Annotated in this window: 20 protein-coding genes and 2 tRNA genes; 8 read left to right on the top strand and 14 right to left on the bottom strand. The window is 69.3% G+C overall.

Annotated elements, in window-relative coordinates:
* Positions 1 to 83 precede the first annotated feature (83 nt).
* The 4 genes from aroA (at position 84) to hisN (ending at position 3,771) form a co-directional block, all read left to right on the top strand.
* On the top strand, positions 84 to 1,400 hold the full coding sequence (gene aroA, locus PZB75_RS21860; protein WP_275536993.1) for a 3-phosphoshikimate 1-carboxyvinyltransferase: 1,317 nt from the start codon (positions 84 to 86) through the stop codon (positions 1,398 to 1,400).
* 4 nt (positions 1,401 to 1,404) lie between these two features.
* Positions 1,405 to 2,421: a ribosome small subunit-dependent GTPase A gene (rsgA, locus tag PZB75_RS21855; RefSeq protein ID WP_275536992.1), complete on the top strand. Its 1,017-nt coding sequence runs from the start codon at positions 1,405 to 1,407 to the stop codon at positions 2,419 to 2,421.
* A gap of 129 nt (positions 2,422 to 2,550) precedes the next feature.
* A complete protein-coding gene (locus PZB75_RS21850; RefSeq protein ID WP_275536991.1) occupies positions 2,551 to 2,874 on the top strand; it encodes a multidrug efflux SMR transporter in 324 nt (107 codons plus the stop codon).
* Positions 2,875 to 2,970: 96 nt separating this feature from the next.
* The gene (gene hisN, locus PZB75_RS21845) at positions 2,971 to 3,771 is read left to right on the top strand and encodes a histidinol-phosphatase (RefSeq protein ID WP_275536990.1); all 801 of its coding nucleotides are present in this window, start codon (positions 2,971 to 2,973) and stop codon (positions 3,769 to 3,771) included.
* Positions 3,772 to 3,808: 37 nt separating this feature from the next.
* On the opposite strand, the gene PZB75_RS21840 is transcribed toward hisN, so the two are convergent.
* The 5 genes from PZB75_RS21840 to PZB75_RS21820 all read right to left on the bottom strand — a co-directional run bounded on the left by PZB75_RS21840 (position 3,809) and on the right by PZB75_RS21820 (position 9,059).
* Positions 3,809 to 5,041 carry a site-specific integrase gene (locus PZB75_RS21840; RefSeq protein ID WP_275536989.1) on the bottom strand — a complete coding sequence of 411 codons (1,233 nt, stop codon included), beginning with the start codon at positions 5,039 to 5,041 and terminating at the stop codon, positions 3,809 to 3,811.
* A gap of 520 nt (positions 5,042 to 5,561) precedes the next feature.
* A complete protein-coding gene (locus PZB75_RS21835; protein WP_275536988.1) occupies positions 5,562 to 5,783 on the bottom strand; it encodes a helix-turn-helix domain-containing protein in 222 nt (73 codons plus the stop codon).
* Positions 5,784 to 6,034: 251 nt separating this feature from the next.
* Positions 6,035 to 7,711, bottom strand: coding sequence for an ATP-binding protein (locus tag PZB75_RS21830; protein ID WP_275536987.1), 1,677 nt, complete (start codon positions 7,709 to 7,711; stop codon positions 6,035 to 6,037).
* On the bottom strand, positions 7,708 to 8,292 hold the full coding sequence (locus tag PZB75_RS21825; protein ID WP_275536986.1) for an HNH endonuclease signature motif containing protein: 585 nt from the start codon (positions 8,290 to 8,292) through the stop codon (positions 7,708 to 7,710). Before PZB75_RS21825 ends, PZB75_RS21830 begins: the two co-directional genes overlap by 4 nt.
* Positions 8,289 to 9,059, bottom strand: coding sequence for a sigma-70 family RNA polymerase sigma factor (locus PZB75_RS21820; RefSeq protein WP_275536985.1), 771 nt, complete (start codon positions 9,057 to 9,059; stop codon positions 8,289 to 8,291). The genes PZB75_RS21825 and PZB75_RS21820 overlap by 4 nt, the downstream gene beginning before the upstream one ends.
* A gap of 471 nt (positions 9,060 to 9,530) precedes the next feature.
* Between PZB75_RS21820 and PZB75_RS21815 the strand changes: the two genes are divergently transcribed.
* The gene (locus tag PZB75_RS21815; protein WP_275536984.1) at positions 9,531 to 10,661 is read left to right on the top strand and encodes an XRE family transcriptional regulator; all 1,131 of its coding nucleotides are present in this window, start codon (positions 9,531 to 9,533) and stop codon (positions 10,659 to 10,661) included.
* On the opposite strand, the gene PZB75_RS21810 is transcribed toward PZB75_RS21815, so the two are convergent.
* Both PZB75_RS21810 and PZB75_RS32065 read right to left on the bottom strand, forming a co-directional pair.
* Entirely contained in the window at positions 10,645 to 11,448 is an 804-nt protein-coding gene (locus PZB75_RS21810) for an NUDIX domain-containing protein (protein ID WP_275538809.1), read from the bottom strand. The genes PZB75_RS21815 and PZB75_RS21810 overlap by 17 nt on opposite strands.
* Before the next feature lie 679 nt (positions 11,449 to 12,127).
* Positions 12,128 to 12,466, bottom strand: coding sequence for a bifunctional DNA primase/polymerase (locus PZB75_RS32065; RefSeq protein WP_343286254.1), 339 nt, complete (start codon positions 12,464 to 12,466; stop codon positions 12,128 to 12,130).
* 898 nt (positions 12,467 to 13,364) lie between these two features.
* Between PZB75_RS32065 and PZB75_RS21805 the strand changes: the two genes are divergently transcribed.
* The gene (locus tag PZB75_RS21805; RefSeq protein ID WP_275536983.1) at positions 13,365 to 13,766 is read left to right on the top strand and encodes a CBS domain-containing protein; all 402 of its coding nucleotides are present in this window, start codon (positions 13,365 to 13,367) and stop codon (positions 13,764 to 13,766) included.
* A gap of 78 nt (positions 13,767 to 13,844) precedes the next feature.
* On the opposite strand, the gene PZB75_RS21800 is transcribed toward PZB75_RS21805, so the two are convergent.
* Positions 13,845 to 15,296 (bottom strand): catalase, encoded by a 1,452-nt coding sequence (locus PZB75_RS21800; RefSeq protein ID WP_275536982.1) that lies wholly within the window; start codon positions 15,294 to 15,296, stop codon positions 13,845 to 13,847.
* A 144-nt stretch (positions 15,297 to 15,440) separates the two neighbouring features.
* Here PZB75_RS21800 and PZB75_RS21795 point away from each other — a divergent pair, with 144 nt between their 5' ends.
* Complete coding sequence (locus PZB75_RS21795; RefSeq protein ID WP_275536981.1) at positions 15,441 to 15,860, top strand: Fur family transcriptional regulator; 420 nt, start codon at positions 15,441 to 15,443, stop codon at positions 15,858 to 15,860.
* A gap of 140 nt (positions 15,861 to 16,000) precedes the next feature.
* Here the strand turns inward: PZB75_RS21795 and PZB75_RS21790 are convergent.
* From PZB75_RS21790 to PZB75_RS21775, 4 genes are all read right to left on the bottom strand, one after another.
* Positions 16,001 to 16,074: transfer RNA gene (locus PZB75_RS21790), tRNA-Met, on the bottom strand.
* A gap of 56 nt (positions 16,075 to 16,130) precedes the next feature.
* On the bottom strand, positions 16,131 to 18,275 hold the full coding sequence (locus tag PZB75_RS21785; RefSeq protein WP_275536980.1) for a tetratricopeptide repeat protein: 2,145 nt from the start codon (positions 18,273 to 18,275) through the stop codon (positions 16,131 to 16,133).
* A gap of 214 nt (positions 18,276 to 18,489) precedes the next feature.
* Positions 18,490 to 18,563, bottom strand: a tRNA-Met gene (locus PZB75_RS21780).
* Positions 18,564 to 18,605: 42 nt separating this feature from the next.
* Entirely contained in the window at positions 18,606 to 21,593 is a 2,988-nt protein-coding gene (locus PZB75_RS21775) for a UPF0182 family protein (protein ID WP_275538808.1), read from the bottom strand.
* 136 nt (positions 21,594 to 21,729) lie between these two features.
* Here PZB75_RS21775 and PZB75_RS21770 point away from each other — a divergent pair, with 136 nt between their 5' ends.
* Entirely contained in the window at positions 21,730 to 22,290 is a 561-nt protein-coding gene (locus tag PZB75_RS21770) for a PPA1309 family protein (protein WP_275538807.1), read from the top strand.
* A gap of 46 nt (positions 22,291 to 22,336) precedes the next feature.
* Here PZB75_RS21770 and PZB75_RS21765 read toward each other — a convergent pair whose 3' ends face one another.
* Positions 22,337 to 23,425, bottom strand: a complete 1,089-nt coding sequence (locus PZB75_RS21765; RefSeq protein WP_275536979.1) for a PDZ domain-containing protein — start codon at positions 23,423 to 23,425, stop codon at positions 22,337 to 22,339.
* A 270-nt stretch (positions 23,426 to 23,695) separates the two neighbouring features.
* On the bottom strand, positions 23,696 to 23,866 hold the full coding sequence (locus PZB75_RS21760) for a hypothetical protein (RefSeq protein WP_275536978.1): 171 nt from the start codon (positions 23,864 to 23,866) through the stop codon (positions 23,696 to 23,698).
* Positions 23,867 to 24,032 lie beyond the last annotated feature (166 nt).

The following is a 24,032-nucleotide window of genomic DNA, read 5'->3' as shown; positions in this document are numbered from 1 at the left end:
GGCCGAGGCGCCGCGCGCCGAGGGGGTCGCGGGGCGTAGGGAGCCCGCTCCCCGTCGTGAGCGACGCCGTTAAAGTAAGGGGCATGACCGAACGTTCCGTGCACCCCGCCCTCTGGCCCGCCCCCCACGCGAGTGGCGCCGTCGACGCGACCGTCACCGTGCCCGGCTCCAAATCGGTCACCAACCGCGCCCTGATCCTCGCCGCGCTCTCCTCGGAACCGGGCAGGCTGCGCCGTCCGCTGCGCTCCCGCGACACTCTGCTGATGGCCGAGGCGCTGCGTGCGATGGGTGTCGGCATCGAGGAAGGCGTGGGGCCGGACGGTTCCGGCGAGGTCTGGCGGATCATCCCGGCCGGACTGCACGGCGCGGCGCACGTCGACGTCGGCAACGCCGGTACGGTCATGCGCTTCCTGCCGCCGGTCGCCACCCTCGCCGAGGGAGCGGTCCACTTCGACGGCGACCCCCGTTCGTACGAGCGCCCGCTGACCGGTGTGATCGACGCGCTGCGGGCGCTCGGCGCCCGGATCGACGACGAGGGGCGGGGCTCGCTGCCGCTGACCGTGCACGGGAGCGGCGCGCTGGACGGTGGCACGGTGAAGATCGACGCCTCGTCCTCGTCCCAGTTCGTCTCGGCGCTGCTGCTGTCCGCACCACGGTTCAACCAGGGCGTGGAAGTACGTCACACCGGCTCCGCGCTCCCCTCCATGCCGCACATCAGGATGACCGTCGGCATGCTGCGGGCGGTCGGCGCGCAGGTGGACGAGCCGGAGTCCGGCGGTGAACCGAACACCTGGCGGGTCTCCCCCTCGGCGCTGCTGGGCCGCGATCTGACGGTCGAGCCAGATCTCTCCAACGCGCAGCCGTTCCTCGCCGCCGCGCTGGTCACCGGTGGGCGGGTCACCGTCCCCGACTGGCCCGAACGCACCACCCAGCCCGGTGACGCACTGCGGGAGATCTTCACCGCGATGGGCGGCGGCTGCGAGCTGTCCGACCGGGGGCTGGTGTTCACCGGCTCGGGCCGTATCCACGGCATCGACATCGATCTGAGCGAGGTCGGCGAGCTGACCCCGGGCATCGCGGCGGTCGCCGCGCTCGCCGACTCCCCGTCCACCCTGCGCGGGGTCGCCCATCTGCGGCTCCACGAGACGGACCGGCTGGCGGCGCTCACCAAGGAGATCAACGGGCTCGGCGGCGACGTCACCGAGACCGCGGACGGCCTGCGCATCCGGCCACGGCCGCTGCACGGCGGTACCTTCCATACCTACGACGACCACCGGATGGCGACCGCCGGCTCGATCATCGGCCTCGCCGTACCGGGAGTGGAGATCGAGAACGTGGCGACGACCGCCAAGACCCTGCCCGACTTCCCGCGGATGTGGACCGGAATGCTCGGGGCCTGAGAACATGCGCCGCTACGGCAAGAACCCCGACGAGGACGACATCCGCGTCCGCCCGAACCGCAAGGGCAACCGCCCCCGTACCCATATCCGCCCCAAGCACGAGGACGCCGAGGAGGGCATGGTCCTCACCGTCGACCGGGGACGGCTCACCTGCCTCGTCGAGGGCCGTACGGTGATGGCCATGAAGGCCCGCGAGCTGGGCCGGAAGGCCGCCGTGGTCGGCGACACCGTCTCCATCGTCGGCGACCTCTCGGGCGACAAGGACACCCTGGCCCGGATCGTCCGCATCGGCGAGCGCCGCTCGGTGCTGCGCAGGACGGCCGACGACGACGATCCGTACGAGCGGGTGGTCGTCGCCAACGCCGACCAGCTGGCCATCGTCACCGCGCTCGCCGACCCCGAACCGCGTCCGCGCATGATCGACCGCTGTCTCGTCGCCGCGTACGACGGCGGGCTGACCCCCCTGCTGGTCCTCACCAAGTCCGACCTGGCCTCGCCGGACAAGCTCCTGGAGGCGTACACGCCGCTGGGCGTCCCGTACATCGTCACCAACCGCGACGAGCTGGCGAGCGGTGACGCGGCGGACCGGGTCAGGGAGCAGCTGAACGACCGGGTCACGGCCTTCGTCGGGCACTCCGGGGTCGGCAAGACCACACTGGTCAACGCCCTGGTCCCGAAGGACAGACGGCGGACGACCGGTGTGGTCAACGCGGTCACCGGGCGCGGCCGGCACACCACGACGTCGGCGCTGGCGCTGCCGTTGCCGGACGGCCGGGGCTGGGTGGTCGACACCCCGGGCGTGCGCTCGTTCGGTCTGCACCACGTCGATCCGTCCCGGGTCATCAACGCGTTCCCCGATCTGCGGCCGGGCACGGAGAACTGCCCGCGCGGCTGCACGCATGAGGAGAACGCGCCGGAGTGCGCTCTCGACGCCTGGGTGGCGCAGGGGCACGCCGATCCGGCGCGGCTCGACTCGCTGCGGCGGCTGTTCTCGACCCGGGAGCGACGCGAGGGGGACTGACCGGGGCACCTGTGCGAACTCCCGTCGGCGCCGCGTGCATAATCGCACCGAGCGGTACGCGATGGAATGATCGTGTACGGATGAGTCGAACGGTACGGAGCGGTCACCTACGCGGGGAGGGCACTGACGATGGCGTGGCTGCTGGTCGTGGTGGCAGGACTTCTGGAGACCGGTTTCGCGGTCTGTCTGAAGCTCTCGCACGGCTTCACCCGGCTCTGGCCGACCGTCGCTTTCTGTGCCTTCGCACTGGGCAGTTTCGGTCTGCTGACGCTTTCGCTGAAGCGGCTCGACGTCGGGCCCGCGTACGCGGTGTGGACCGGCATCGGCGCGGCGGGCACCGCGATCTACGGGATGGTCTTCCTCGACGACGTGGTGTCCGTCCTCAAGCTGGTCTCGATCTCGCTGGTGATCATCGGTGTGATCGGACTCCAGATCTCCGGTTCCGCGCACTGAGGCGGGCGCGGCGGGCGCCGGTTCACCGTCTCGTGGTGTTCGAACGGGTCAGGGGTGACGTGGCCCGTACGGCGCGCGGGTCGATACTGTGACGCCATGTCCGACTACCACGATGATCTCCGCCTCGCCCATGTGCTGGCGGACGCCGCCGACGCGACGACGATGGACCGGTTCAAGGCCCTGGACCTCAAGGTCGAGACCAAGCCGGACATGACGCCGGTGAGCGAGGCCGACAAGGCCGCCGAAGAACTGATCCGGGGTCATCTCCACCGCGCCAGGCCCCGGGACGCGATCCTGGGCGAGGAGTTCGGCGTGGAGGGGACCGGGCCCAGGCGCTGGGTGATCGACCCGATCGACGGCACGAAGAACTACGTGCGCGGGGTGCCGGTCTGGGCAACGCTGATCTCGCTGATGGAGGCCGGCGAGCACGGCTTCCAGCCGGTGGTCGGCGTGGTCTCGGCGCCCGCGCTGGGCCGCCGCTGGTGGGCTGCGAAGGGCGGCGGCGCGTACTCCGGCCGCAGCCTGACGTCCGCGACGCCGCTGAGGGTGTCGAAGGTCGAGCAGATCTCCGACGCGTCGTTCGCGTACGCCTCGCTGAGCGGCTGGGAGGAACAGGGCCGGCTCGACGGCTTCCTCGATCTGACCCGGGCGTGCTGGCGCACACGTGGTTACGGCGACTTCTGGCCGTACATGATGGTCGCCGAGGGCTCGGTGGACATCTGCGCTGAGCCCGAGCTGTCGTTGTGGGACATGGCGGCGAACGCGATCATCGTCCAGGAGGCGGGCGGTGTCTTCACCGGCCTGGACGGGGTACCGGGTCCGGGAGGCGGCAACGCGGCGGCGTCCAACGGGCTGCTCCACGGCGAGCTGCTGGGGTATCTGAACCAGCGGTACTGAGGCCACTTGCGGTTTGACCTGGGCATCTCCTCCGTCCTCAACCCTCTTGGGCCGTCCTGGGGCCGTCATCGGCCTCCGGGCGCGCCTCGAACGCGCGGTTCACCGCCTCACGGGTGCGCTTCTCGCTGCTCGGCATGAGGTGCGTGTACGTCCGCAGTGTGAAACCGGGATCATGGTGCCCCAGGTACTCCGACAACGCCTTGATGCTCTCCCCCGCATCCAGCAGAACGGACGCGTAGAAGTGCCTCAGCGCGTGCATGCCGTTCTCCCTGCCGCGCGGGACACTCGCCTTATCGAGTGCCGGATGCCACGCCTTCTCGTTGAAGACAAAGCGATTTACCGCGCGCCCCTGAGTGTTGGGGAAGAGGAGAGACGACGTGACCGGTCGGCCGTCGACCAACCGCCACGGCAATGTCACAGCCAAGGGCGGCTGCTGCGCGATATGGGCCTCAAGGGCGCGAGCAACGCTCTCCGGGAGGGGGACCGTACGCGACTTGCCTCCCTTGGGAAGCGCGAACACTTGCTTCGCAGCAATGAGCTTGACCTGCCGGACGACGTGAACGACTCCTTCGGCAAAGTCCACATCGTTGACGGCCAGGCCGAGCACTTCTCCCTGTCGCATGCCGCACCCGCCAGCCAAGTCCACCATGGCCCGGTACCGCTTCGGGAGTGCAGAGCGAACGGCGAGCACACGCTCAGAGGTCCACGGCACGATCCGACGAGATTCCGGCTTGGGTGCTTTCACTGACGATGAACGGCACGGGTTGTGCGGGATCAGGCGATCGTCGACAGCCGCCGCCAGCATCGCGTTGAGGTTCGCGAAGATGACCCGTTGATAGGCGGGGGCCAATCCCCCGTCTTCGAGCTTCCTCAGCCACTCACGGATATGGATTGGCCTCAGCGTGTCGAGTGAGCGGCTACCCAGATGCGGCAGGGCGTGGAGACGGATGCGTGTCTCCGTGCTCACGAACGTGCTGGGGTCCATCGTGAGGGAAGCCAACCACCGTTCGGCGTGCTGCCGCACGGTGAGCCGACCGGCCCGAGGGTCGATGTACTGCCCGCGCGTCATGTCTGCCTCGATGCCGGACAGCCACTTCTCGGCAAGTCGCTTCTGCCCGTCCGGAAAGCTCTTGGACTTCTCCGTACCGTCCGGCCCGACGTAGCGGGCCCGGTAGCGAAGGCCCGAGCCGTGGCGGTAGGTCTTGACGCGGGTGGTCTTGCCGTCTGTGGTCTCGGTCTTGTACCAGCGGTCTTGGATGTGGCCAGCCATGGGACTGACTCCTCTCAGTGGTGTTGGTTCAGGGAGGGAGACAGGGGGTGTCGAGAACCGCTTTTCCCGGGGTGTTCCGGGTCCGCCTCCCTGCCTCCCTGAGCGGTTGTTGTTGCAGGTCAGGTCGTGGAGGTTGGGCCAGGGAGGCGGGTAGGGAGTTCTCCCTGCCTCCCTGGCCCGGAGGAGAATGCCTCCCTGGCTTGTGCGGTTCGGCGGGGAGGCAGGGACAGGGGGTCCGGGTGGCTGCTGAGGCCGGTTTCGGGGTGGGCTCCGGGGGTGCCTCCCCGCGCGGTGAGGGTGCACTTCCCCCGGTTCTGCGGGGGTGCCGGGCAGGGCGCTGGCACCCCCTTTACCGCCCTTACCTCGCAGGTGGGAGGCCCCTACCTGCCCCTCTACCGGGGTAAAGGGCCCCCGCTACCACCGGCCCCGGTGACGGGGTCCGACGGCGGCTGTTCCACGGGGGCTCACGGGGCCGGTGGTAGAGGGGGAGGGCTCTACCTCCCGCCCTGCGGGAGGCGGGTCAGGCTGCGTCGCGGGTGGCTTGCTCGGTGATCCAGTCGCGGACTGCGGCGGGGTCGTAGCGGATGTGCCGGCCGATGCGGAAGCCGGGCGGTCCGGTGCGGCGCTTGCGCCAGTGGTAGACGGTCTCGATCGGGACGGACAGCAGCGCGGCCAGGTCTTCGGGGGTGAGGTAGCGGTCCGGGAGTCCGGCGCGGAGGGTCGCGCGGGGGTCGGTGGCCATAGTGGTGGTGACTCCTCGTGTCCGGGGTGCGGTTCGCGGAGGGTGTACCGGGGTGCCGTCCTAGAGAGATGGTGCAATTCAGCGTCCGCAGCGTTCCAGCGTCCGCGCTCTCGCGTTTATGCAGGTGAATGGGGGTGTGGGGTGCGGACGCTGATGCGGACGCTGCGGACGCTGGACGGCGTCAGCGTCCGCAGCGGGTGACGCGTCCGGGCCGCTGTGCGGCGGCCCGGCCCGGAACGGTTCCGGTCGTGTCAGTACAGTTCAGGCGGCAAGTCGTCCAGGTCCGGCGGAGGTTCCTCCAGCCAGAGAGAGGCTTGATCGGGCTCGGAGAGTGCGGACGCTGACGTGTCCTCCGGGTCGGTCCGGGTGAGGATGAGGAGCTTGTGCCGAGTCCGGTCCCGACTACGTTGCGTGTCGTCCACGGTGATCCCGATGGATCGCAGGAGCGGGGCCAGGCGCTTGACCTTCCCGCCCGCGCGGGTGGCGTCCTTGGGCCAGTCCAACGGCCGCACACCGCCGGGCGGTTGCAGCTGTTCGAGGAGCTGCGCGGCGGTGCCGGTCCATGTCCCGGCCTGCTCCACCAGGGCGGCCACAGCGGAGCCGAAGGGGTCACCTTCCAGGGCGTCGCTGGCGACGTTCGAGGACGCGGCCAGGTAGTCCGGGAGGGTCTGCCATCCGGTGACCTGGTCGACGGCGGACAGGACGCGGGCGAAGTCGGCCATGCGCGGCATGGAGTCCAGCCGTACCGAGGGCAGCACTTCCAGTACCCCGGCCAGCAGATCCAGTAGCGCACCGAGAACCGCGGGGCGTGCGTCCGCGAACGCGGCGTCGAGTTCTTCCTCCGAGCGGCGCCGGTTGCCGTCGATGAGTTGCAGTTCCACCATCAGGACCCGTTCGGCCAGATCCCCCGCGAGAGCTCCCGCGTCGATGGTCGTCATGGCCAGCACCCTGCGGAAGGAGAGCACCACCACGTCGTCATCGGTGAACAGAGCCCGGTCTACGACCCCGTCACCGGTGACGGCCTTGCACAGGGTGTCCGACAGCCACCGGGGGATGGTGCTGATGTTGTCCAGGCAGAGCGCCCACGAGGTGAACGCCTGCCGGGACCATGCTTTCTCGTCGCGCGGTTGGCTGCGCCTGGCGGCCGGGGACGGGTCGATGAGGTTGATGGCCATCTGGGCCGTCATGGACTTGCCGGTGCCCTGTTCGCCCTTGCACGTCAGGATCGGGTGGGGGATGTCGGGCAGCCAAGCCGCCGCCATCCACGCGGCCATCTGACGGAACGCGCTCTCGTCCATGTTCAGCATGGAGTGAAAGCGGGCCAGGCCGTCCGGGGTGCGGACGGGCACGGGCATGGGTGCCATGGCTCCGGAGCGGCGGAAGAGAACCGGGGCTCGGTCCACCACTTCCCAGCGGCCGGCGGATACCACCACCGCGCGTCCGTCGGCGGTGCCGAGATCGACCACGACCCGCCCGTCCGGGGTGGAGCCGACCCGCAGATGCACGGGTACGGGGTCGTTGTCCTCCGCGATCCCCTCCAGCACCGTCATGGCGTCCGCAAGGGCCGACTGCGAGGCAACGTCCCCGTCGAACGTGTCGGCGTACAGGCGGGCCAGACGCTGCCGCACCCCAGCCTTCCCCCGCAGCGGGAGCGCGAGGTTCGGGCCGTCGATGGCGACCGCGTAGGGGCGGGCGTCGGTCGACATGACGAACGTGTACCGCTCCCGCGCCAACGAGACCAAGCGGGTCGCGGCCGACGGCTTCTTGCCCCCGTCGTCACCGGACTTCCCGCCCGACCGGCGAGTGTTCACGGTCGGGCGGCCGGTGTTCACGCCGGGCCGATCGATGTTCACGGGCGGCGGCCAGGTCGGGTTGGCGGGGTCGATCGGTCGGGGGTGACCGTTCACGTGCTGGATGTCGGTGTTCATGCGCTCACCCCTCGATCGCCCGACTGTTCACACGTGTTCAGTCGGGCGGTCCGCCGGGCGTGTTCGAGTCGACCGACCCGCACCGCACGACGAGCCGCTTTGCGATGTTTTGTCTGGTCAGGGGTCGACCGTTCACCGGCCGTACGGGCGTGAACGAGCCGGGCCAGCAGCAGCCAGCTCACCTCCCCCGGACCGAGCCGGATCGAGCCCGGTCGACTCGACTCGTCGGTGTCGGTGAACACCGACCGGTCGACCGTGAACGTGCCGTCGGTCGGCGCGGTGTGACGGGGGGTGTGACGCGTCTCGTCACGCAGGTCAGGCCCGTACGTCCAGACGATCAACAGCGCCATCGACAGCGGGAGCCGGTCCCCCTTGGCCTGGTTGCACGGTCGGCAGGCGAGCACGAGCGCGCCTACCGACCACGTCCGCAGCGCGGACACCGGCACGACGTGATCGAGGGTCGCCTCCCGCAGCGAGACGAACGGCAGCGCGCAGTAGGCGCACCGCTGACCGTCCCGGCGGGCGAGTTGTTCCTTGCGCTGCCGTCGGCGCGCAGAGTTGAGCGGGTGACCGTTCCTCATGCCGCCCGCTCCATGTCCTCGGCATCCAGAGCGCGCAGCACAGGGGCGCACACGGTCGCCCCCCTCACTCGCTCCCGGCTGACCCCCAGCCTCTTGGCGATCTCCCGCGTGGGCACCTCTCCGTTCAGCAGAAGCGCACCCCGGGCCACGCCGTCCAGCCGCAGGAGAACTTCCCGCTGCGCCGCGCTCTGTGCCGCCAGCGCGCGTTGCTCCCATTCCGGCAGCGACTCCATGGCCACCGGGGAGCAGGACAGCTCAGGGTTGTCGATCTGCAGGAGCAGGATCGCCGTCTTCGCGAGCCGGTCAGCGGTGGACTCGCTGCACCCCAGACGCTCGCCCATCACCTTGTGGGGCGTGCCGTCCAGCTTCAGCAGCAGCGCTTCCCGCTCTCGCTCCGGAAGCGCGGCCACCATCCTGGCCAGGTAGTCGGGCAGGTCGACCCAGGCGCACTGGTTGGGCAGCAGCGGGCACAGCGCGTTGCACGTGGCGGGCTCCGTCCAGTCCACCACCGTCTCGGAGGACCGCATCAGCGCGAAGTGCTCCGCAATCTCGCGCTTCACCCGGACGAACAGGACCTTGCGGGTCTCCGTCTCGGACCACTCCGGGTGACCCAGCACGTCGGACGCTCCACTGCGGGCCACCCGCACCCACATGGACTGAACGACATCCTCAGCCAGCGCCCACGCCTCGCCGTTTCCCATCCGGGTACCGCACAGCCGGGAGTAGGCGAACCGCACCAAACGGTCCCCGTAGGCATCGAACAGCACGGCAAGCCGATCGGACTGCTCGCCCGTCAGCGGGACGATCTCACCGCTCTCTAAGCGTCGACCCCCCGGGCCGCTGCCCGTGGCAGTTCCTGAGCTCCGACTCCTACGCTTCGCGACAGTTCCAGGCATGATGGATGTACCCCTTCGCGGGTTAGGGGAGCGGCTGACTGCTTGGCGGTAGGGAGCCGCTCCCCGGTGATGCGGGTCATGCGGCGTAAGCCCTCATGACCCGCTTTCGCGTTCCAATCTGGTGCGCACCAACAGTTTGCATCTGGTGCGCACCAGATGCAAGGCGACTGGATCACAATCTTGAGATCCGCTCCGCTCTGCATGCTTTGAGGAAAGCCCGGCCCGGCGGGTGGCGGTAGCCAACAGCCCTTAATAATCCGAGTGTTAACCCCCTGCCACCTGCGAGATTGGTGCATGCTGAGAGTGAGGATGCCGTCAGGACATCGGCTTGGGGTGTTGCGGATGAGCGCAGGGCTGAAAGATGCGAGGGCCGCGCGCGGCTGGTCGCAGGAACGGCTGGTGCGCGAGATCGAGCGCTACGCCCGAGAGCATGTGCTCGACGTACCGACGACGGCCAGCCTGCGTGTCTACGTCTCGGAGTGGGAGAACGGCAGGCGTCGCCTCTCGGCGCGGTTCGCGGCCATCCTGCGGCCACTCCTGGGTCTTACAGATGCCGAGTTGCTGGGGCCTGGCGAGTCCGATGTGGTGTCCCTAGTGGACGGATACGACGACCTGATCGGTCGCATCGACTCGGCCCGAGACGTCGGCCTCAGCATGGTGAAGACGTTCACGGATCAAACCGAGTTGTTGCGGACGATGGATCGCCAAATGGGCGCCGCTGGACTTGTGGATCAGATGACGGGTCACCTGGCCAGACTCGAAGAAGCACTCACCTTCGCGGTCCTTTCCGAGACGCGCCGGCCGATTGCACGGGCTCTGGCCGCCGCCGCCACCCTCGCCGCTTGGCAGGCTCTGGACGCCGGTGCTGTCGATCGAGCCTGGCGGAACTATGAACTCGCCAAGCGGGCCGCGCAGGAGGCAGGGGAGCCCATGTACCTCGCCCACGCCATGGCAGAACAGGCCTACGTGCTGTGCGACGCGGGCCGCCCAGAAACGGCGGTTGCCCTCGTACGGGAGGCTCAGCACTCCGGGGGTAGCCGAACGTCCCCACGACTCCAGGCGTGGCTGCACGCGGCCGAGGCGGAGTTGTGCGCGAAGGCCGGACTCCCCGACGACTGCCGACGGGCCCTAACCAAGGCTGCGGCTGTGCTGCCACCAGGTGAAGACGTCCGAGACCCGGACATGCTCAGCATCTTCCTGAACGGCGCACATCTGACGCGGTGGCGCGGAAACGCCTTGGCCCTGCTCGGTGATGACGATGCCGTGAGCAGCCTCTATGCAGCCCTCGACACCATGGATTCGACGTTCATCCGTGCTGAGTCCGGTCTGCGTTGCGACCTGGCGCAGGCACACCTTGCTCGTGGGGAGTACGACCAGGCGCAGGAGCAACTGCGCAACGCACGACGTCTGGCGAGCCGCACCGGATCGGTGCGGCAACGCCGTCGGATTGATCAGCTCACGCAGAGGTTGTAGCCGCTCCCCGGCGTGTGGCCAGGACATGCAGGAGGGCCACGAGCGTGCCAGAGCCCATGAGCTGCCCCCCGGCCATCAGGTCAGGGATATCCGCGAGAGGTACCCACTCCACCCGCCCGGCTTCCTCCACGTCGGTCGGGTCGCCAACGTGCTCAGCACCGGTTCCCACGAAGATCTCGTGAGGCGAGTCGACCATGCCGACCATGGGCTGATACGTGACGACGTGCTCAAGATTCGCGGGCCGCCAGCCGGTCTCTTCCTCGACCTCTCGCCGGGCACACGTGCTGGCGTCTTCTCCCGTATCCACGATGCCTCCCGGGAGCTCCCATCCCCACCGGTCGGGGACGAAGCGGTATCGCCACAGCATCAGGACCCGGTCCCGGTCATCCAGCACAGCCGTGATCGCGACATGCTGGAGTCGTACCACGTGGTGCTCAAAGCGTGGGACGCTGGGAGGCTCGACATCGACCAACTCCAGCTTGACCCAGCGGTTGTTATAGACCGGACGGCTTCCGTGGATCAGCCAGGGTTCCAGTTCGCCTGACGTCGTCGCGCCCCCGTGCGTTTGCTCGCCATCTGGAGCCGGAACACGGTACGAACTTCGGTTGCGCACTTCCAGTACGCCCTCAGCGACGAGCCGCGCGAGTACCTGCCTCAACGCCGTGCGCCCGATTCCGAGCTCCTCCACCAGGGCTCGCTCGGACGGCAGCTTGGCGCCCGGTGCCAGCTTGCCGCTCCCCATCCATTCGCGGATTGTGCGTTCCACCCGAGCCGTCTTGGTTTCCAGCATTTCCGCAGCACGCTCCCCGCTCGTTGACTGGTGCACACCAGAGTAGCTAACTGCTCTCACCATCGGCGGGGGGCGTCGCTCGTTACACATCGGCGCAGTGGTCGCCAGGAAGGGCGAAAGAGCGAGCGGCAAGCCGCACGACCTTGGGCAGCTCGCTACGCGAGCGCGCGAGATGCGCCGTCCGGCCGCGACATCGTGGCGCGGCGCGGGTGCTCCTCTTGCTTGTGCGTGCGAAACGGAATCCTCGCAACGGGTGAGACGCGTGCCCCGATGGAGAGGTCAGCGTCCGCAATGCCTCTCCTTAAGAGCCGTCTTGACCTGCGGTGATGCTCTTGGCGGTCGGGGGCTTGCGGACGCTGCGGACGCTGGCGGACGCTATACATTTTGTTTAGCGTCCGCAGAGAAAGACCAGGTCAGAGGGTGCGTCTGACAGGTCGCGGACGCTGCGGACGCTATTTCCTCTCAACTCTCTAGTAAGAGGTGTAGTGAAAGTCAAGCGGAACACCTCCGCACCGCGCTGAAATGCCTCGGCGAGCCGTCCGAGAGAGGCGGGGGCCGGATGTCCTCAAGCACCGATGCCTTCTGCCGCTTCTGGATGGCTGTGGGCGGCATTTCAGGGGGGGCCTCTAGGCCGGGGCGGGGGCGTGCTCTTCTTGCTGGCCACGTGGTGAGGAGGTCACAGAGCCACGTGGGAGGGGGATCGGGTCCACCGCGTTGAGGACTTCGTACGGCCAGCGGTGACCACGCTGTCGGTGGCCACCACGTGCCTGCCCCAGGCGCGCGTGTCGACCTTCCACCCCAGACGCCCCGCGCTCCCACGTAGCCGCCTTCCCTCAGGGTGGCACCCACGTGCGGGAGGGAAGAGACCACGGCTCGGCGGCGGGGTGGTCTCTTCCCCGGGAGCGCCGCTGTGTGGGTCTGTGTGGGGTGTGGGGTCACACGGCTCACGGGAAGGCCGAGAGCCGGTTCCGCTCCGGTTTCCGGGCCTCTTTCGGCGGCGGATTGTGTGAGTCACACGCCCCACACATGCAGGTCAGTGACCTACACGCGGCTGTGTGACGCACACGGCGTGTGTGGGTCACCGCGTGAGGGCTGTGTGGGTCAGAGCAAGGCGCGAGGCGTCCGGTGTCCGCCTGCCCCATCACCTTGCCGCAGACGCCGAATAGCTCTGGGAGCTCCCGGCGTGGCCGACGAAGGGGCGTCCGTCCGGAGAGGTCCGCCGGCAGCGCGAGTCCTGGGGCGGTCATGTCGTGGGGCGAACTCGCCGGGCACAAAGTTGAGGATGCCTTCCAAAGGCGATGCGGCATGGGCACCCGGCCGCGTTCCCCCTTGGAAGGCCGTCCCCGACCGGCCACCGGCCTCCACCTCGCCAGGACGGCCGATACCCCATCGGGCAGTGGTGCGCCGAAGGTCGTCGGCCGTCAGGCCGTCCTCACAGCTCTTTCCTGCGCGCTTGTCGCTTGTCTTGTCGCTTGTCGCGAACGACGTCACTCGCGCCCTCCGCGGTACGGAAACCCCGTTTGACCTGGGTTCCGACAAGCGACAAGACAAGCGACAAGCCACAAGCAGTGCCCCACGGCCGGGCCGCCTGTGGGCCGTCAAAGGGTGGCCAGCGATCACCAACGTCCACCAACGCTGACCGCTCGACCGCAGGTCAGAAGGGGGTTCGAGCGCCCCGCCGCAGGTCACCTGACTCGATCATCAGTTCCAGCGGTACTGACGGGCGGTCGGCCCGGGAGGGCGTGCGGGGCGTATGTCATACGTATGCGTACGCCCCTTCTTCCCGTGGCGCACTCCACTCGACGGGCCTCGCCCCTTGTTGGCTCCACGCCCGGATGCCACTCTGGGGATCTCCCACTTGTGAACTTGTGAATCGGCACGTGCGGCCGCTTCACGAAGGAGGTGGCTCCCTCATGTTGGTCCGTGACGCCATGAGCACCGTGGTCCTCACCATCGGCCCGGCCCATACCCTCCGGCAGGCGGCCCGGCTGATGTCGGCCCGGCGGATCGGCTCGGCGGTCGTCCTCGATCCGGACACCAGCGGGCTCGGCATCCTCACCGAGCGCGACATCCTCGACGCGGTGGGCGCGGGGCTGAATCCCGACACCGAGACCGTGGCCTGCCACACCACCGACGACGTCCTCTTCGCCCTGCCGTCCTGGACGCTGGAGGAGGCCGCGACGGTCATGACCCAGGGCGGGTTCCGCCATCTGATCGTGCTGGACGAGCACGGGCCCGTGGGCGTCGTGTCCGTCCGCGACATCATCCGCTGCTGGTCGCGGGCCGGGCGGCGGCCCGCCGCGCTGGTGGGCTGAGGCACCGGGCCCTGACACGACCGGTGGGCCGGCTCCCCCGCGGGAAGCCGGCCCACCGGGCCACGACAAGCGTCCGGGTCAGCCGCGCAGGGCCTGGACCGCGGCGTCCAGCCGCTTGCCGAAGTCGGCGTCCGCCTGACGGAAGTTGTTGACCGCGCGCTCGGCGATGTCGTCCCGCGAGACCTTCGAGATGAACTGCGCGAGGTTGTCGACCAGACGGCTCTTCTCGTCCTCCGACAGCAGCCGGTAGAGGTCCCCCGCCTGCACGAAGTCGTCGTCCTCGGCATGCCGGGGCGCCTCGTGGAGACCCGCGTCCCCGGTGACCGGGGTGGGCTCCCACAGCGGGCGGCCGGTCTGGACCGGCCCGCCGAAGCTGTTCGGCTCGTAGTTCTTCGTACCCTTGTGACGGCCGTCGTAGAGGTAGCCGTCACGGCTGTTCGTCCGCGCCTCCGCGGCGTGCGGGCGGTTCACCGGCAGGTGGTCGGCGTTGATCCCGACGCGGTAGCGGTGGGCGTCTCCGTAGGCGAAGAGGCGGCCCTGGAGCATCCGGTCGGGGGACGGGCCGATGCCGGGCACGAAGTGCGCGGGGCTGAAGATGGACTGCTCGACCTCGGCGAAGATGTTCTCCGGGTTGCGGTTCAGCTCCAGCTTGCCGATCTCGATCGGCGGGTAGTCCGCGTGCGGCCACACCTTGGTGAGGTCGAACGGGTTGAAGCGGTACGTCGCCGCCTCGGCCGCCGGCATGATCTGCACCTGCACGGTCCAGGACGGGAAGTCGCCGCGCTCGATGGACTCGCGCAGATCGCGCTGGTGACTGTCCGGGTCGACACCGGAGAGGCGGTTGGCCTCGTCCGTGGTGAGGTTCTTGACGCCCTGGTCGGTCTTGAAGTGGTACTTGACCCAGAAGACCTCGCCGGCCTCATTGTTCCACTGGTACGTGTGCGAGCCGTACCCGTTCATGTGACGCAGCGTCGCCGGAATGCCCCGGTCACCGAAGAGCCAGGTGACCTGGTGGGTGGACTCGGGCGAGAGGCCCCAGAAGTCCCAGACGTTGTCCGCCTCCTGCGAGCCGGTGTACGGGTCGCGCTTCTGGGTGTGGATGAAGTCCGGGAACTTGATGGCGTCCTTGATGAAGAACACCGGGGTGTTGTTCCCGACGAGGTCGTAGTTGCCGTCCTCGGTGTAGAACTTCAGCGCGAAGCCCCGGGGGTCGCGCACCGCGTCGGCGGAGCCGAGGTTGCCCGCGACGGTGGAGAAGCGCAGGAAGGTCTCGGTCTGCTTGCCGACCTCGGAGAGGAACTTCGCCCGGGTCCACCGGGAGACGTCACGCGTCAGCGTGAACGTGCCGTACGCACCGGCGCCACGGGCGTGGACGACGCGCTCCGGAATGCGCTCGCGGTTGAAGTGGGCCAGCTTCTCCATCAGCGACTGGTCCTGGACCAGCACCGGACCGCCGGCGCCCGCGGTCTGACTGTTCTGGTTGTCGGCGACCGGGGCTCCGGCCTCCGTGGTCAGCGGTCCCTGCGTCACGTGCGCCTCCTGCGTCATCCCTGCGAATCCTGTTCCCTTGGCGTTTTCCGTGTCCGATCCTACAATGGACTTTGTCCAAGTCAAGCAAACATCCAAAGTCACACTCGTTCGGGACGCGGTCCCCTCACTGTTAGGCTTGTCCTCATGAGCGACCTTTTGGAACGACTCCGCGGACGCGGTTGGCGCATGACCGCGCAGCGGCGCGTCGTCGCCGAGGTCCTTGACGGTGAACATGTGCACCTGACGGCCGACGAGGTCCACGCGAGGGCCGTGGCGAAGCTGCCGGAGATCTCGCGCGCCACCGTCTACAACACGTTGGGTGAGATGGTCACGCTCGGCGAGGTCATGGAGGTCTCCACCGACCGCCGCGCCAAGCGGTACGACCCGAACGCCCACCGCCCCCACCACCACCTGGTGTGCGCGAGCTGCGGCGCCATCCGCGACGTGCACCCGTCGGGCAATCCGCTGGCGGACCTGCCGAGCGACGAGCGGTTCGGCTTCACGGTCTCCGACGTCGAGGTGACGTACCGCGGGATCTGTCCGAACTGCGCGGCCACCGTCTGACGCGACGGCACACGTTCGTCGAGGAGCCCGGCGCCCGATGGCGCCGGGCTCTTCGCGTACCGCCCGGCCGGGCGTACGAGACGCTGCACGCAGCACAGAGGGCCCGAATCCTCGAAAGGATTCGGACCCTCTGTGTTCAGTAGCGGGGACAGGATTTGAACCTGCGACCTCTGGGTTATGAGCCCAGCGAGCTACCGAGCTGCTCCACCCCGCGTCGTGAACACAACATTACGTCCCCCGGCCGACCAGCGCAAATCCGTTCCGGGGCCCTCAGGCGGTGAGCTCCTGGTGCAGCGCGTCGCGCAGTCGCGCCGCCCGTTCGGCGACCTCCGCGGGGCCCAGCTCCACGGCCCTCGCGCACCAGTGCTGCCCCTCCGCCAGCTCACCGCGCCGGGCGGCGAGCAGCGCGAGGCGCAGGGCGGCGCGGCCGTGGCCGTCGTTCGCGGCGCGGCCCCACCACAGCGACGCCTCGCGCTCGCTGCCCTCGCGCGCGAGGAGCAGTCCGAGGTTGAAGGCGCCGTTGCGGCTGCCGGCCTCGGCCGCCTCGCGGTACCAGCGGGCCGCGCTTTCCAGATCGCCACGGGCCGCCGCGAGCATCCCGACCCGCACCTGGGCGCGGCGGTGCCCCTGCTCGGCCGCCCGCTCGTACCACTCCTCGCACTCGGTCTTCTCCGGCATCGGCTCCCCCAGCGCGGGCGCCCCCGGCGGCGGCTGCCGCGAGTCCAGCACCCCGGCCAGCCGGAAGGCGGCCTCCGCGCTGCCGCCACCCGCCGCGCACCTCAGGTGGCGCTCGGCCTCCTGCTCCTCACCCTCGTGCAGCAGGGCCATGCCGACCTGGAGCGCGGCCTCGGTGTGGCCCGCCGCGGCGGCGCGCAGGTACCAGCCCAGGGCGGCCCGGTCCTCGTCGCGGCCCGCGTGCAGGATGCCGAGGTTGAAGGCGGCGTCCACGCTGCCGGCCTCGGCCGCCTTGGAGAACCACGGTTCGGCGCCGGTTGCGTCACCGGCCTGGAGCAGCAGGACGGCCAGCGCGTTGGCGGCCTCGCGGTGCCCGGCGTAGGCGGCGCGGCGGTACCACTGCTCGGCCTGCGCGGTACGGTCCTGGGCGGCGCAGAGCAGCCCCAGGTTGTACGCGCCGTTGACGTCGCCCGCGTCCATGGCGGCCCGGTACCAGCGCTCGGCGGTCTGCTGCTCGCCCCTGGCCGCGTGCAGGGCGCCGAGGGCGTTGGCGGCGTTCCCGTCACCGTCCTGGGCGGCACGCAGCCACCACACCGCGGCGCTCTCGGTGTCACCCGCGTCGCGCAGCAGGAAGCCGAGGGCGCAGGCGGCCCGTGAGTCACCGCCCTTGGCGGCGGTGAGGTACCAGCGGCCCGCCTCCTTCAGCTCGCCGCGCTGCTCCAGGATCGAGCCGAGGTGCAGCGCCGCTCGGTGGTGTCCGCGAGCGGCGGCCTGGCGGTACCACTGCTCGGCCTCGCCGCCCTGGCGCAGCCCGGTCCCGGTCGCGGGCCCCTTGCCGGGTCCGGACCCCTCGCCGGGGACGGCGGGCCCGGACCTGCCGGACGTGCGCGGGCCGGCCCCCCTGGCGGTGGCGGGGCGACCGGGGCCTGTGGCGGTGCGGCCGGTGAGCGTGTCGGTGCGGAGACCGACGCCGGTGTCCATGTCGGTGGCGGTGGCGGCGCCCCGGATGGTGGCCGACCGCCGGTGCGCTCCGGTGTCCCAGAGCGTGCGGGCATGGGGGCCGAGGCTGTGCACCCCGGTCTCCCAGAGGGTGTGCGCGTGGGGGCCGCGCCCCAGCGCGCCGAGGCCGAAGGCGTCGTGCGGGTCCTCGGCCGCGGCCCGCTCCAGGGCGCGCGCCAGCCGGTACGCGGCCTCCCGGTGGCCCTGTTCCGCGGCGGCGCGCAGCCAGCGCTCCGCGCCGACGTCACCGCGGTGTTCCAGCAGTTCGGCGAGGGCGTACGCCCCCAGCGCGTGTCCCTGCTCGGCGGACTGGCGCAGCCAGTACTCGGCGCCGGGCTCGTCACCGCGCTCGCGGTGGTGGCGGCCCAGGGCGTGGGCCGCGGCGGCGGAACCGGCGACGGCCGCGACGCGCCACCAGCCGGCCGCCTCGTCGGTGTAGCCGCGCTGGTGGAGGAGGACGCCGAGGTTGTTGGCGGCGGCCCGGTCGCCCTCCGCGGTGGCCCCGCGCAGATAGCGTTCGGCGCCGTCCAGGTCCCCCCGGCGCAGCAGCAGCGCGCCGAGGACGCTCATGGAGGTGGTGTCACCGGCGTCCGCGGCACGTCGGTGACGCGCCTCGGTCTCGGCGTTGTCCGTGGTGTCGGCGGCGAATGCCGCATCGGCCGCTTGTTCTGCCTTCTGGCCCTGATGCCGCACAAACCGCCCTGTCTCCAACAGAGTTGCCCTGTCCCCCATAAAAACCATCGTCGCACCACCCGCAACCCGCGTACACCGTGTATATCGCGGCCAGTGAGGTCACTACAGCGTTTTGTCGACATGCCCACAGAGAGATAAGTGAAACACGCTCGGACTCAACTCGTGCCCCACGAACCGCGCTTCACGCCCACTGCGGGAGAAAGGCGCCATGGCATGACGAAGGCCCGAATCTCTGTCAGAGATTCGGGCCTTCGTCTTTCAGTAGCGGGGACAGGATTTGAACCTGCGACCTCTGGGTTATGAGCCCAGCGAGCTACCGAGCTGCTCCACCCCGCGTCGTTGTGTTCAAACAGTACCACGACGCGGGGTGGGTTCCGCTCAGCTGCCCTGGTCGCCGGTCTTTCCGTCGGCCTTGTCGCCGGCGCTCGCCTTGTCCGCCGGCTTGTCCGCCGGCTTGTCGGCAGCCTTGTCCGCGCTCTTGTCGGGCGCGGGCTTGTCGGCCGCCTTCGGCTGGGCGTCCGCCGCCCGCTGGAGGGCGTCCTGGAGATCGGCCTGGGCCTTGCCGTAGGCCGCCCAGTCCTGCTTCTTCAGGGCCGCCTCACCCTCCGAGTACGCCTTCTGGGCATCCGCGATGGCCTTCTTCAGCGCGGCGTCACCCGTGCTCGGCGGGTTCGTGGTGTCCGGTGGCGGCTGGGTGGTGTCGCCCGGCGGCTCGGTGGTGTCGGAGCCCTCCACGCCGAAGACGGCGTTGAGCGCGTCACCGAGATTGTTCTCGAAGACGGTCGTGGAGCCGTACGAGGCGGCCACCTTGCGCAGCAGCGGGTAGTTCTGCGTACCACCGCGCGTGTACACCGGTTCGATGTAGAGGAAGCCCCCGTTGAGCGGCACCGTCAGCAGGTTGCCGTACTCGATGTCCGAGTCGGTGCCCTTGAGGTTGCGTACGAACTCGGCGACGTCGTCGTTGCCGTTGAGCTCGCTCTGTACCTGGCCGGGGCCCTTCACCGTACTGGTGACCCTCAGGAGTCTGATCGTCCCGTAGTCGTCACTGGCCGCGTCCGCGTCCACCGCCATGAACGCCCCCAGGTCGGGCCGTCCCTTCGGGGTGAACGTCGTGGTCAGCGAGAACTTCTGGGCCTTCTGGTCCGGCATCTTCAGGCTGAGGTAGTACGGCGGGACGGAGCCGGACTCCTTGTTGGTCGGGTCGTCCGGGACCTGCCACGCGTCACTGCCGCTGTAGAACTGCGCGGGGTCCTTGACGTGGTAGCGGGTCAGCAGCTCGCGCTGCACCTTGAAGAGGTCCTGCGGGTACCGCAGATGCGCCTGCAGATCGCTGGGGATCTCCGACCGGGACTTCACCGTGCCGGGGAACGCCTTGCGCCAGGTCTTGAGGATCGGGTCCTTGGTGTCCCACTCGTAGAGCGTGACCTTGCCGTCGTACGCGTCGACGGTGGCCTTCACCGAGTTGCGGATGTAGTTGACCTGGTTCTGCTGGGCGACGACCGCGCGCTGGTTGGTGGTCAGCGAGTCGGCCGTGGTGTCACCGAGCGTCGTACGGGAGGCGTACGGGTAGCCGTTGGTCGTGGTGTACGCGTCGACGATCCACTGGATGCGGCCGTTCACCACGGCCGGGTAGGCGTCGCCGTCGATGGTCAGCCACGGGGCGACCGCCTCGACGCGCTCCTTGGGCGTGCGGTTGTAGAGAATCCGCGAGCCCTCGCCGATGGCCCCCGAGTAGAGGATCTGCGGCTCGCTGAACGAGACCGCGTACGCGGCGCGGTTGAACGCGTTGGAGAGGCTGACGCCGCTCTTGCCCTGGTAGCTGGTGGTCTTCTCGCCGTCCTCCTCGTAGTCGAGCTCCTTCTGGGGCCCGCCGACGATGGAGTACTGCTCGGTCTTCTCCCCGTAGTAGATCTGCTGCTCGTACTTGCCGAGCTGACCTGTGGTCGGCAGACCGGACTCGGTGAAGTCCGGGGAGCCCGGCGGGTTCTTGCCCGTCGTGGTCCCCCGGGCCGCGATCGCTCCGTAACCGTGGGTGTAGGTGAAGTGGTCGTTGATCCAGTTGCGCTTGGGGATGCCTTCGAGGTTCAGCTCGCGCAGCCCGATGACCGTGTCCTGGTCCTTGCCCGCGGCGTCCTTGTACCGGTCGACGTCCAGCGTCTTCGGGAACTGGTAGTAGTTCCTCTTCTGCTGGAGCTGCTGGAAGGCCGGCGAGACGACGTTGGGGTCCATCACCCGGTAGCTGGCGGCCGCGTTGGCGTCCGCGCGGAGCTTCGTCGCGTCGTCCGTCGTGGTCTTTCCGGAGTAGTCGTCGACCTTCGCGTCGTCGATGCCGTACGCGTCCCGGGTCGCCTTGATGTTCTTCTGGATGAACGGGGCTTCCTTGGCCTGCTCGTTCGGCTGGACCTGGAACTTCTGCACGATCGCCGGGTAGAGGCCGCCGATCAGGATCGCCGAGAGCACCATCAGACCGAAGCCGATGACCGGCAGCTGCCAGGTGCGCCGCCACAGCGTGGCGAAGAACAGCAGGGCGCAGATCACCGCGATGCAGAACAGGATCGTCTTCGCCGGGAGGTAGGCGTTGGCGTCGACGTACCGCAGGCCCGTCCAGTTGTCCGTGGCCTTGAAGTCACTGGTCTTCACCGCCAGGCCGTACCGGTCGAGCCAGTACGCCACGGCCTTCAGCGAGACGAAGAGGCCGAGCAGCACCGACAGATGGCCGGTGGCCGCCCCCGTCGCCCGCGCGCCGGGACTGGTGATGCGCAGCCCGCCGTACAGGTAGTGGGTCAGCGCGGCGGCGATCAGCGAGAGCACCGCGGCGGCGAAGCCGAAGCCGAGCAGGAAGCGGTACCACGGCAGGTCGAAGGCGTAGAAGGCGACGTCCCGGTGGAACTGGGCGTCCTTCTGGCCGAACGGCACGCCGTTGACGTACATCAGCCAGGTACGCCACTGGCCCGAGGCCGAGGCTCCGGAGATCAGCCCGATGAGGGCGGTGATCGCGAGCAGCACCCACTTCTTGAACGGGGCGAGGCTCATCCGGTAGCGGTCCAGGCTCTGCTGTTCCACGGACATCGCGCTCAGCGGCGGCCGGAGCCGGTGCGCGAGCCAGATGTTCACGCCGACGGCGAGTGCCATCAGCACTCCGAAGACGAGGAACAGTCCGATCTTGGTCCACAGGGTGGTGGTGAAGACGGACGAATACGCGACCGACCTGTACCAGAGCCAGTCCGTCCAGAACCCGGCGAACATGACGAAGGCCATGGCGAGAATCGCCAGGACCCCCAGTGTCATGAGCAGGGTACGGACTCGCCGGGACGGGCGGCCGACTCTGATCCGTGGCCCGGTCGGGCCTCCGCCGCGGTCCGGCATCTGGAAAGCCAACGTGCGCACCTCGAAGTTCGCGGGTCGTATGGAACGGGCCCAGCGATCGTAGAGCCCACCTATGCAACTTACTGAGGCTTTACCTAGTTCCCGTTACCGGGGCGGAAGGAGGCAGGATGTGAGCATGCCCAACGTTTCCCCTTCAGGCCCTCCGATGGCCGCGAGCCCCCTCACCGTCGCCGTGCTCGAAATCGACGAATACGCCGCCGGTCTCGGCTGGGACCGGCCCGCCCGGCTGTTCGCCCTGGTCGACACCGCCCGGCTGCGCGTCCAGGAGCCCGGCCTCGCCGCCCAGCTCGGTCTCGACGAGGCGCAGTCGACGACCGCCGCTCTCACCCCGATCGAACAGGAGGAACTGCCCGCCGGCACCCCGCTCGACGAATTCCTCGCCACGATCGCCTGGCCCGACTCCGTGGCGGGCTGCGCCATGACGGTGGAACGGATGATGCTGCCGCCGTCCGCGGAGGCGTCCGTACCCGAGGGGCTGAACGACACGCAGCTGACCAAGTGGGTCGCCGGCCACCCGGACCGGCAGGAGGTGCGGATGACCGTGGCCGTGCTGCGGGACGGGGCGCGTGAGTCGGCCGTACGGCTGCGCGAGAAGGACTCGTCGACCGAGGTGCTGACCGGTGCCGGTCTGGTCCCCGGGCTGGCGGAGGCGCTGGCCGCCACCTTCGAGGGCTGACACCGGAGCACCGGGGCCCGGGGCCGCTCGCGACGGGCGCGAGCGGTCAGCTCTTCGAGCAGCCGGGCAGGTCGGCCGTCCTGTCCGTGCGGATCTTCTCCAGCGACTGCCGGGCGTCGGACAGGGTCTTCACCCGGACCAGGGTGAGCCCGCTCGGGGTGTCGGAGGCCGCCGCCGCGCAGTTCTCGTCCGGTGTCAGGAAGTACCTGGCGCCCGCGTCGCGCGCGCCGACCAGCTTCATGTTGATGCCGCCGATCGGGCCCACCTCGCCCTTGTCGTCGATGGTGCCGGTGCCCGCGACGAACTTCCCGCCCGTCAGGTCGGTCGGCGTCAGCTTGTCGATGATGCCGAGCGAGAACATCAGACCGGCGCTGGGTCCCCCCACATCGGCGAGCTTGATGTCGATGGTGAACGGGAAGGTGTGGTCGGTCCCGGCCTGGATGCCGACGATCGCCCGGTTCTCCTTGGGCGCCTTCTCGGTGACGATGGTGACCCGTTCGGTGCCCTCGGGCTGCTTGCCGGCCTTCTCGGCCGCGGCGGCGGCCCTGGCCGGGACGACCGTGAAGGTGACGTCCTGCCCCGGCTTGTGCTTGGTGACGAGCTTCGCCACGTCCTCGGGCTGCTCGACCGCCGTCCCGTCGACGTCCTTGATCACATCACCGGCGTGCAGTCTGTTCTCGGCGGGGCTGCCCTTGACGACCGTGGAGACCACCACGCGCGCGGTCACCGGGATGCCCAGCTCGGTCAGGGCGGCGACCTTGGCGCTCTCCTGGGACTGGCTGAACTCCTCGGCGTTCTCCTGCGTCGACTGCTCCTCGGTCTTGCCGTCCGGGTAGAGCGTGTCGTGCGGAACCACCACGCTGTCGTGGTCGAGCCAGCCGTAGACGGCCTCGACGAGGTTCATGCCGTAGTCCGCGCTGGTGACCCTGACCGTCGTCATGTTGAGGTGACCGGACGTCGGATAGGTCTTGTGGCCGGAGATCTGGAGCACGGGCTCCCCACCGGCGTTGCCGAGCGTGTTCACGGTCGGGCCGGGAGACATCTCCGCGTACGGCACTTTGAGCGGCACGCCCACGCAGAGCAGCACGATGAGGATCAAGGTCGAAGCGAGCATCGTCGCGGTGCGGCGTGGCATGGAACGACAGTACGGGAAGGGCCTGTGAGTGCACTGCCGGGGCATCCGTACGGGGGCTTCGGCCGGACGGACGAGGCGGTCGCGGCCGGAGGCCCGCCCGGCTCCGCGGAGGGGAGGTCCGGCACGGTCTCACGTGGGCCCGCGGCGCTCCTCGCGTCGGCCCGGCGGGCGGCCGGCGGGTCCGGGTCCCGTCGGTGGTGCGACGGCAGGCCGGTACGGTTCGCGCGGTGCGATTGGCGACCGCTTACGGTTCACGCGGTGTCTCCGGTGTCAGAGAACGCCGGAACCGGAGTCCGACTTCTCCATCGCCTCACGGAACCTGGCGTATCCGGCGAGTTCGGAGACGTCGCCGGTGGTGCGGTTGCGAGCGGCCCAGCTTCCCCATATCGCAGCACCGCAAGCAGCGAGAAGCGGAATCAACAACCAGGCGAGTGCTGCCATGACGACCTCCCGACCCCATGAGCGACCGCAACTGACCGAAGTCGACCGATCAGCAGATTAACCGTCTGTAGCAGCAACGCTCACGGCAGGGGGGTGGTTACGCAAATCGGGGGGACTGACGCCTGGTCAGGTTTGCGCTCGGCGAGCACCGACCCGCTCGGCCGGG

The organism is Streptomyces sp. AM 4-1-1, from assembly GCF_029167625.1.
In the GTDB taxonomy this organism is placed as follows: Bacteria; Actinomycetota; Actinomycetes; order Streptomycetales; family Streptomycetaceae; genus Streptomyces.
The sequence above is the reverse complement of the archived record's forward strand: the minus strand, read 5'-3'. Positions and strand labels throughout refer to the sequence as shown.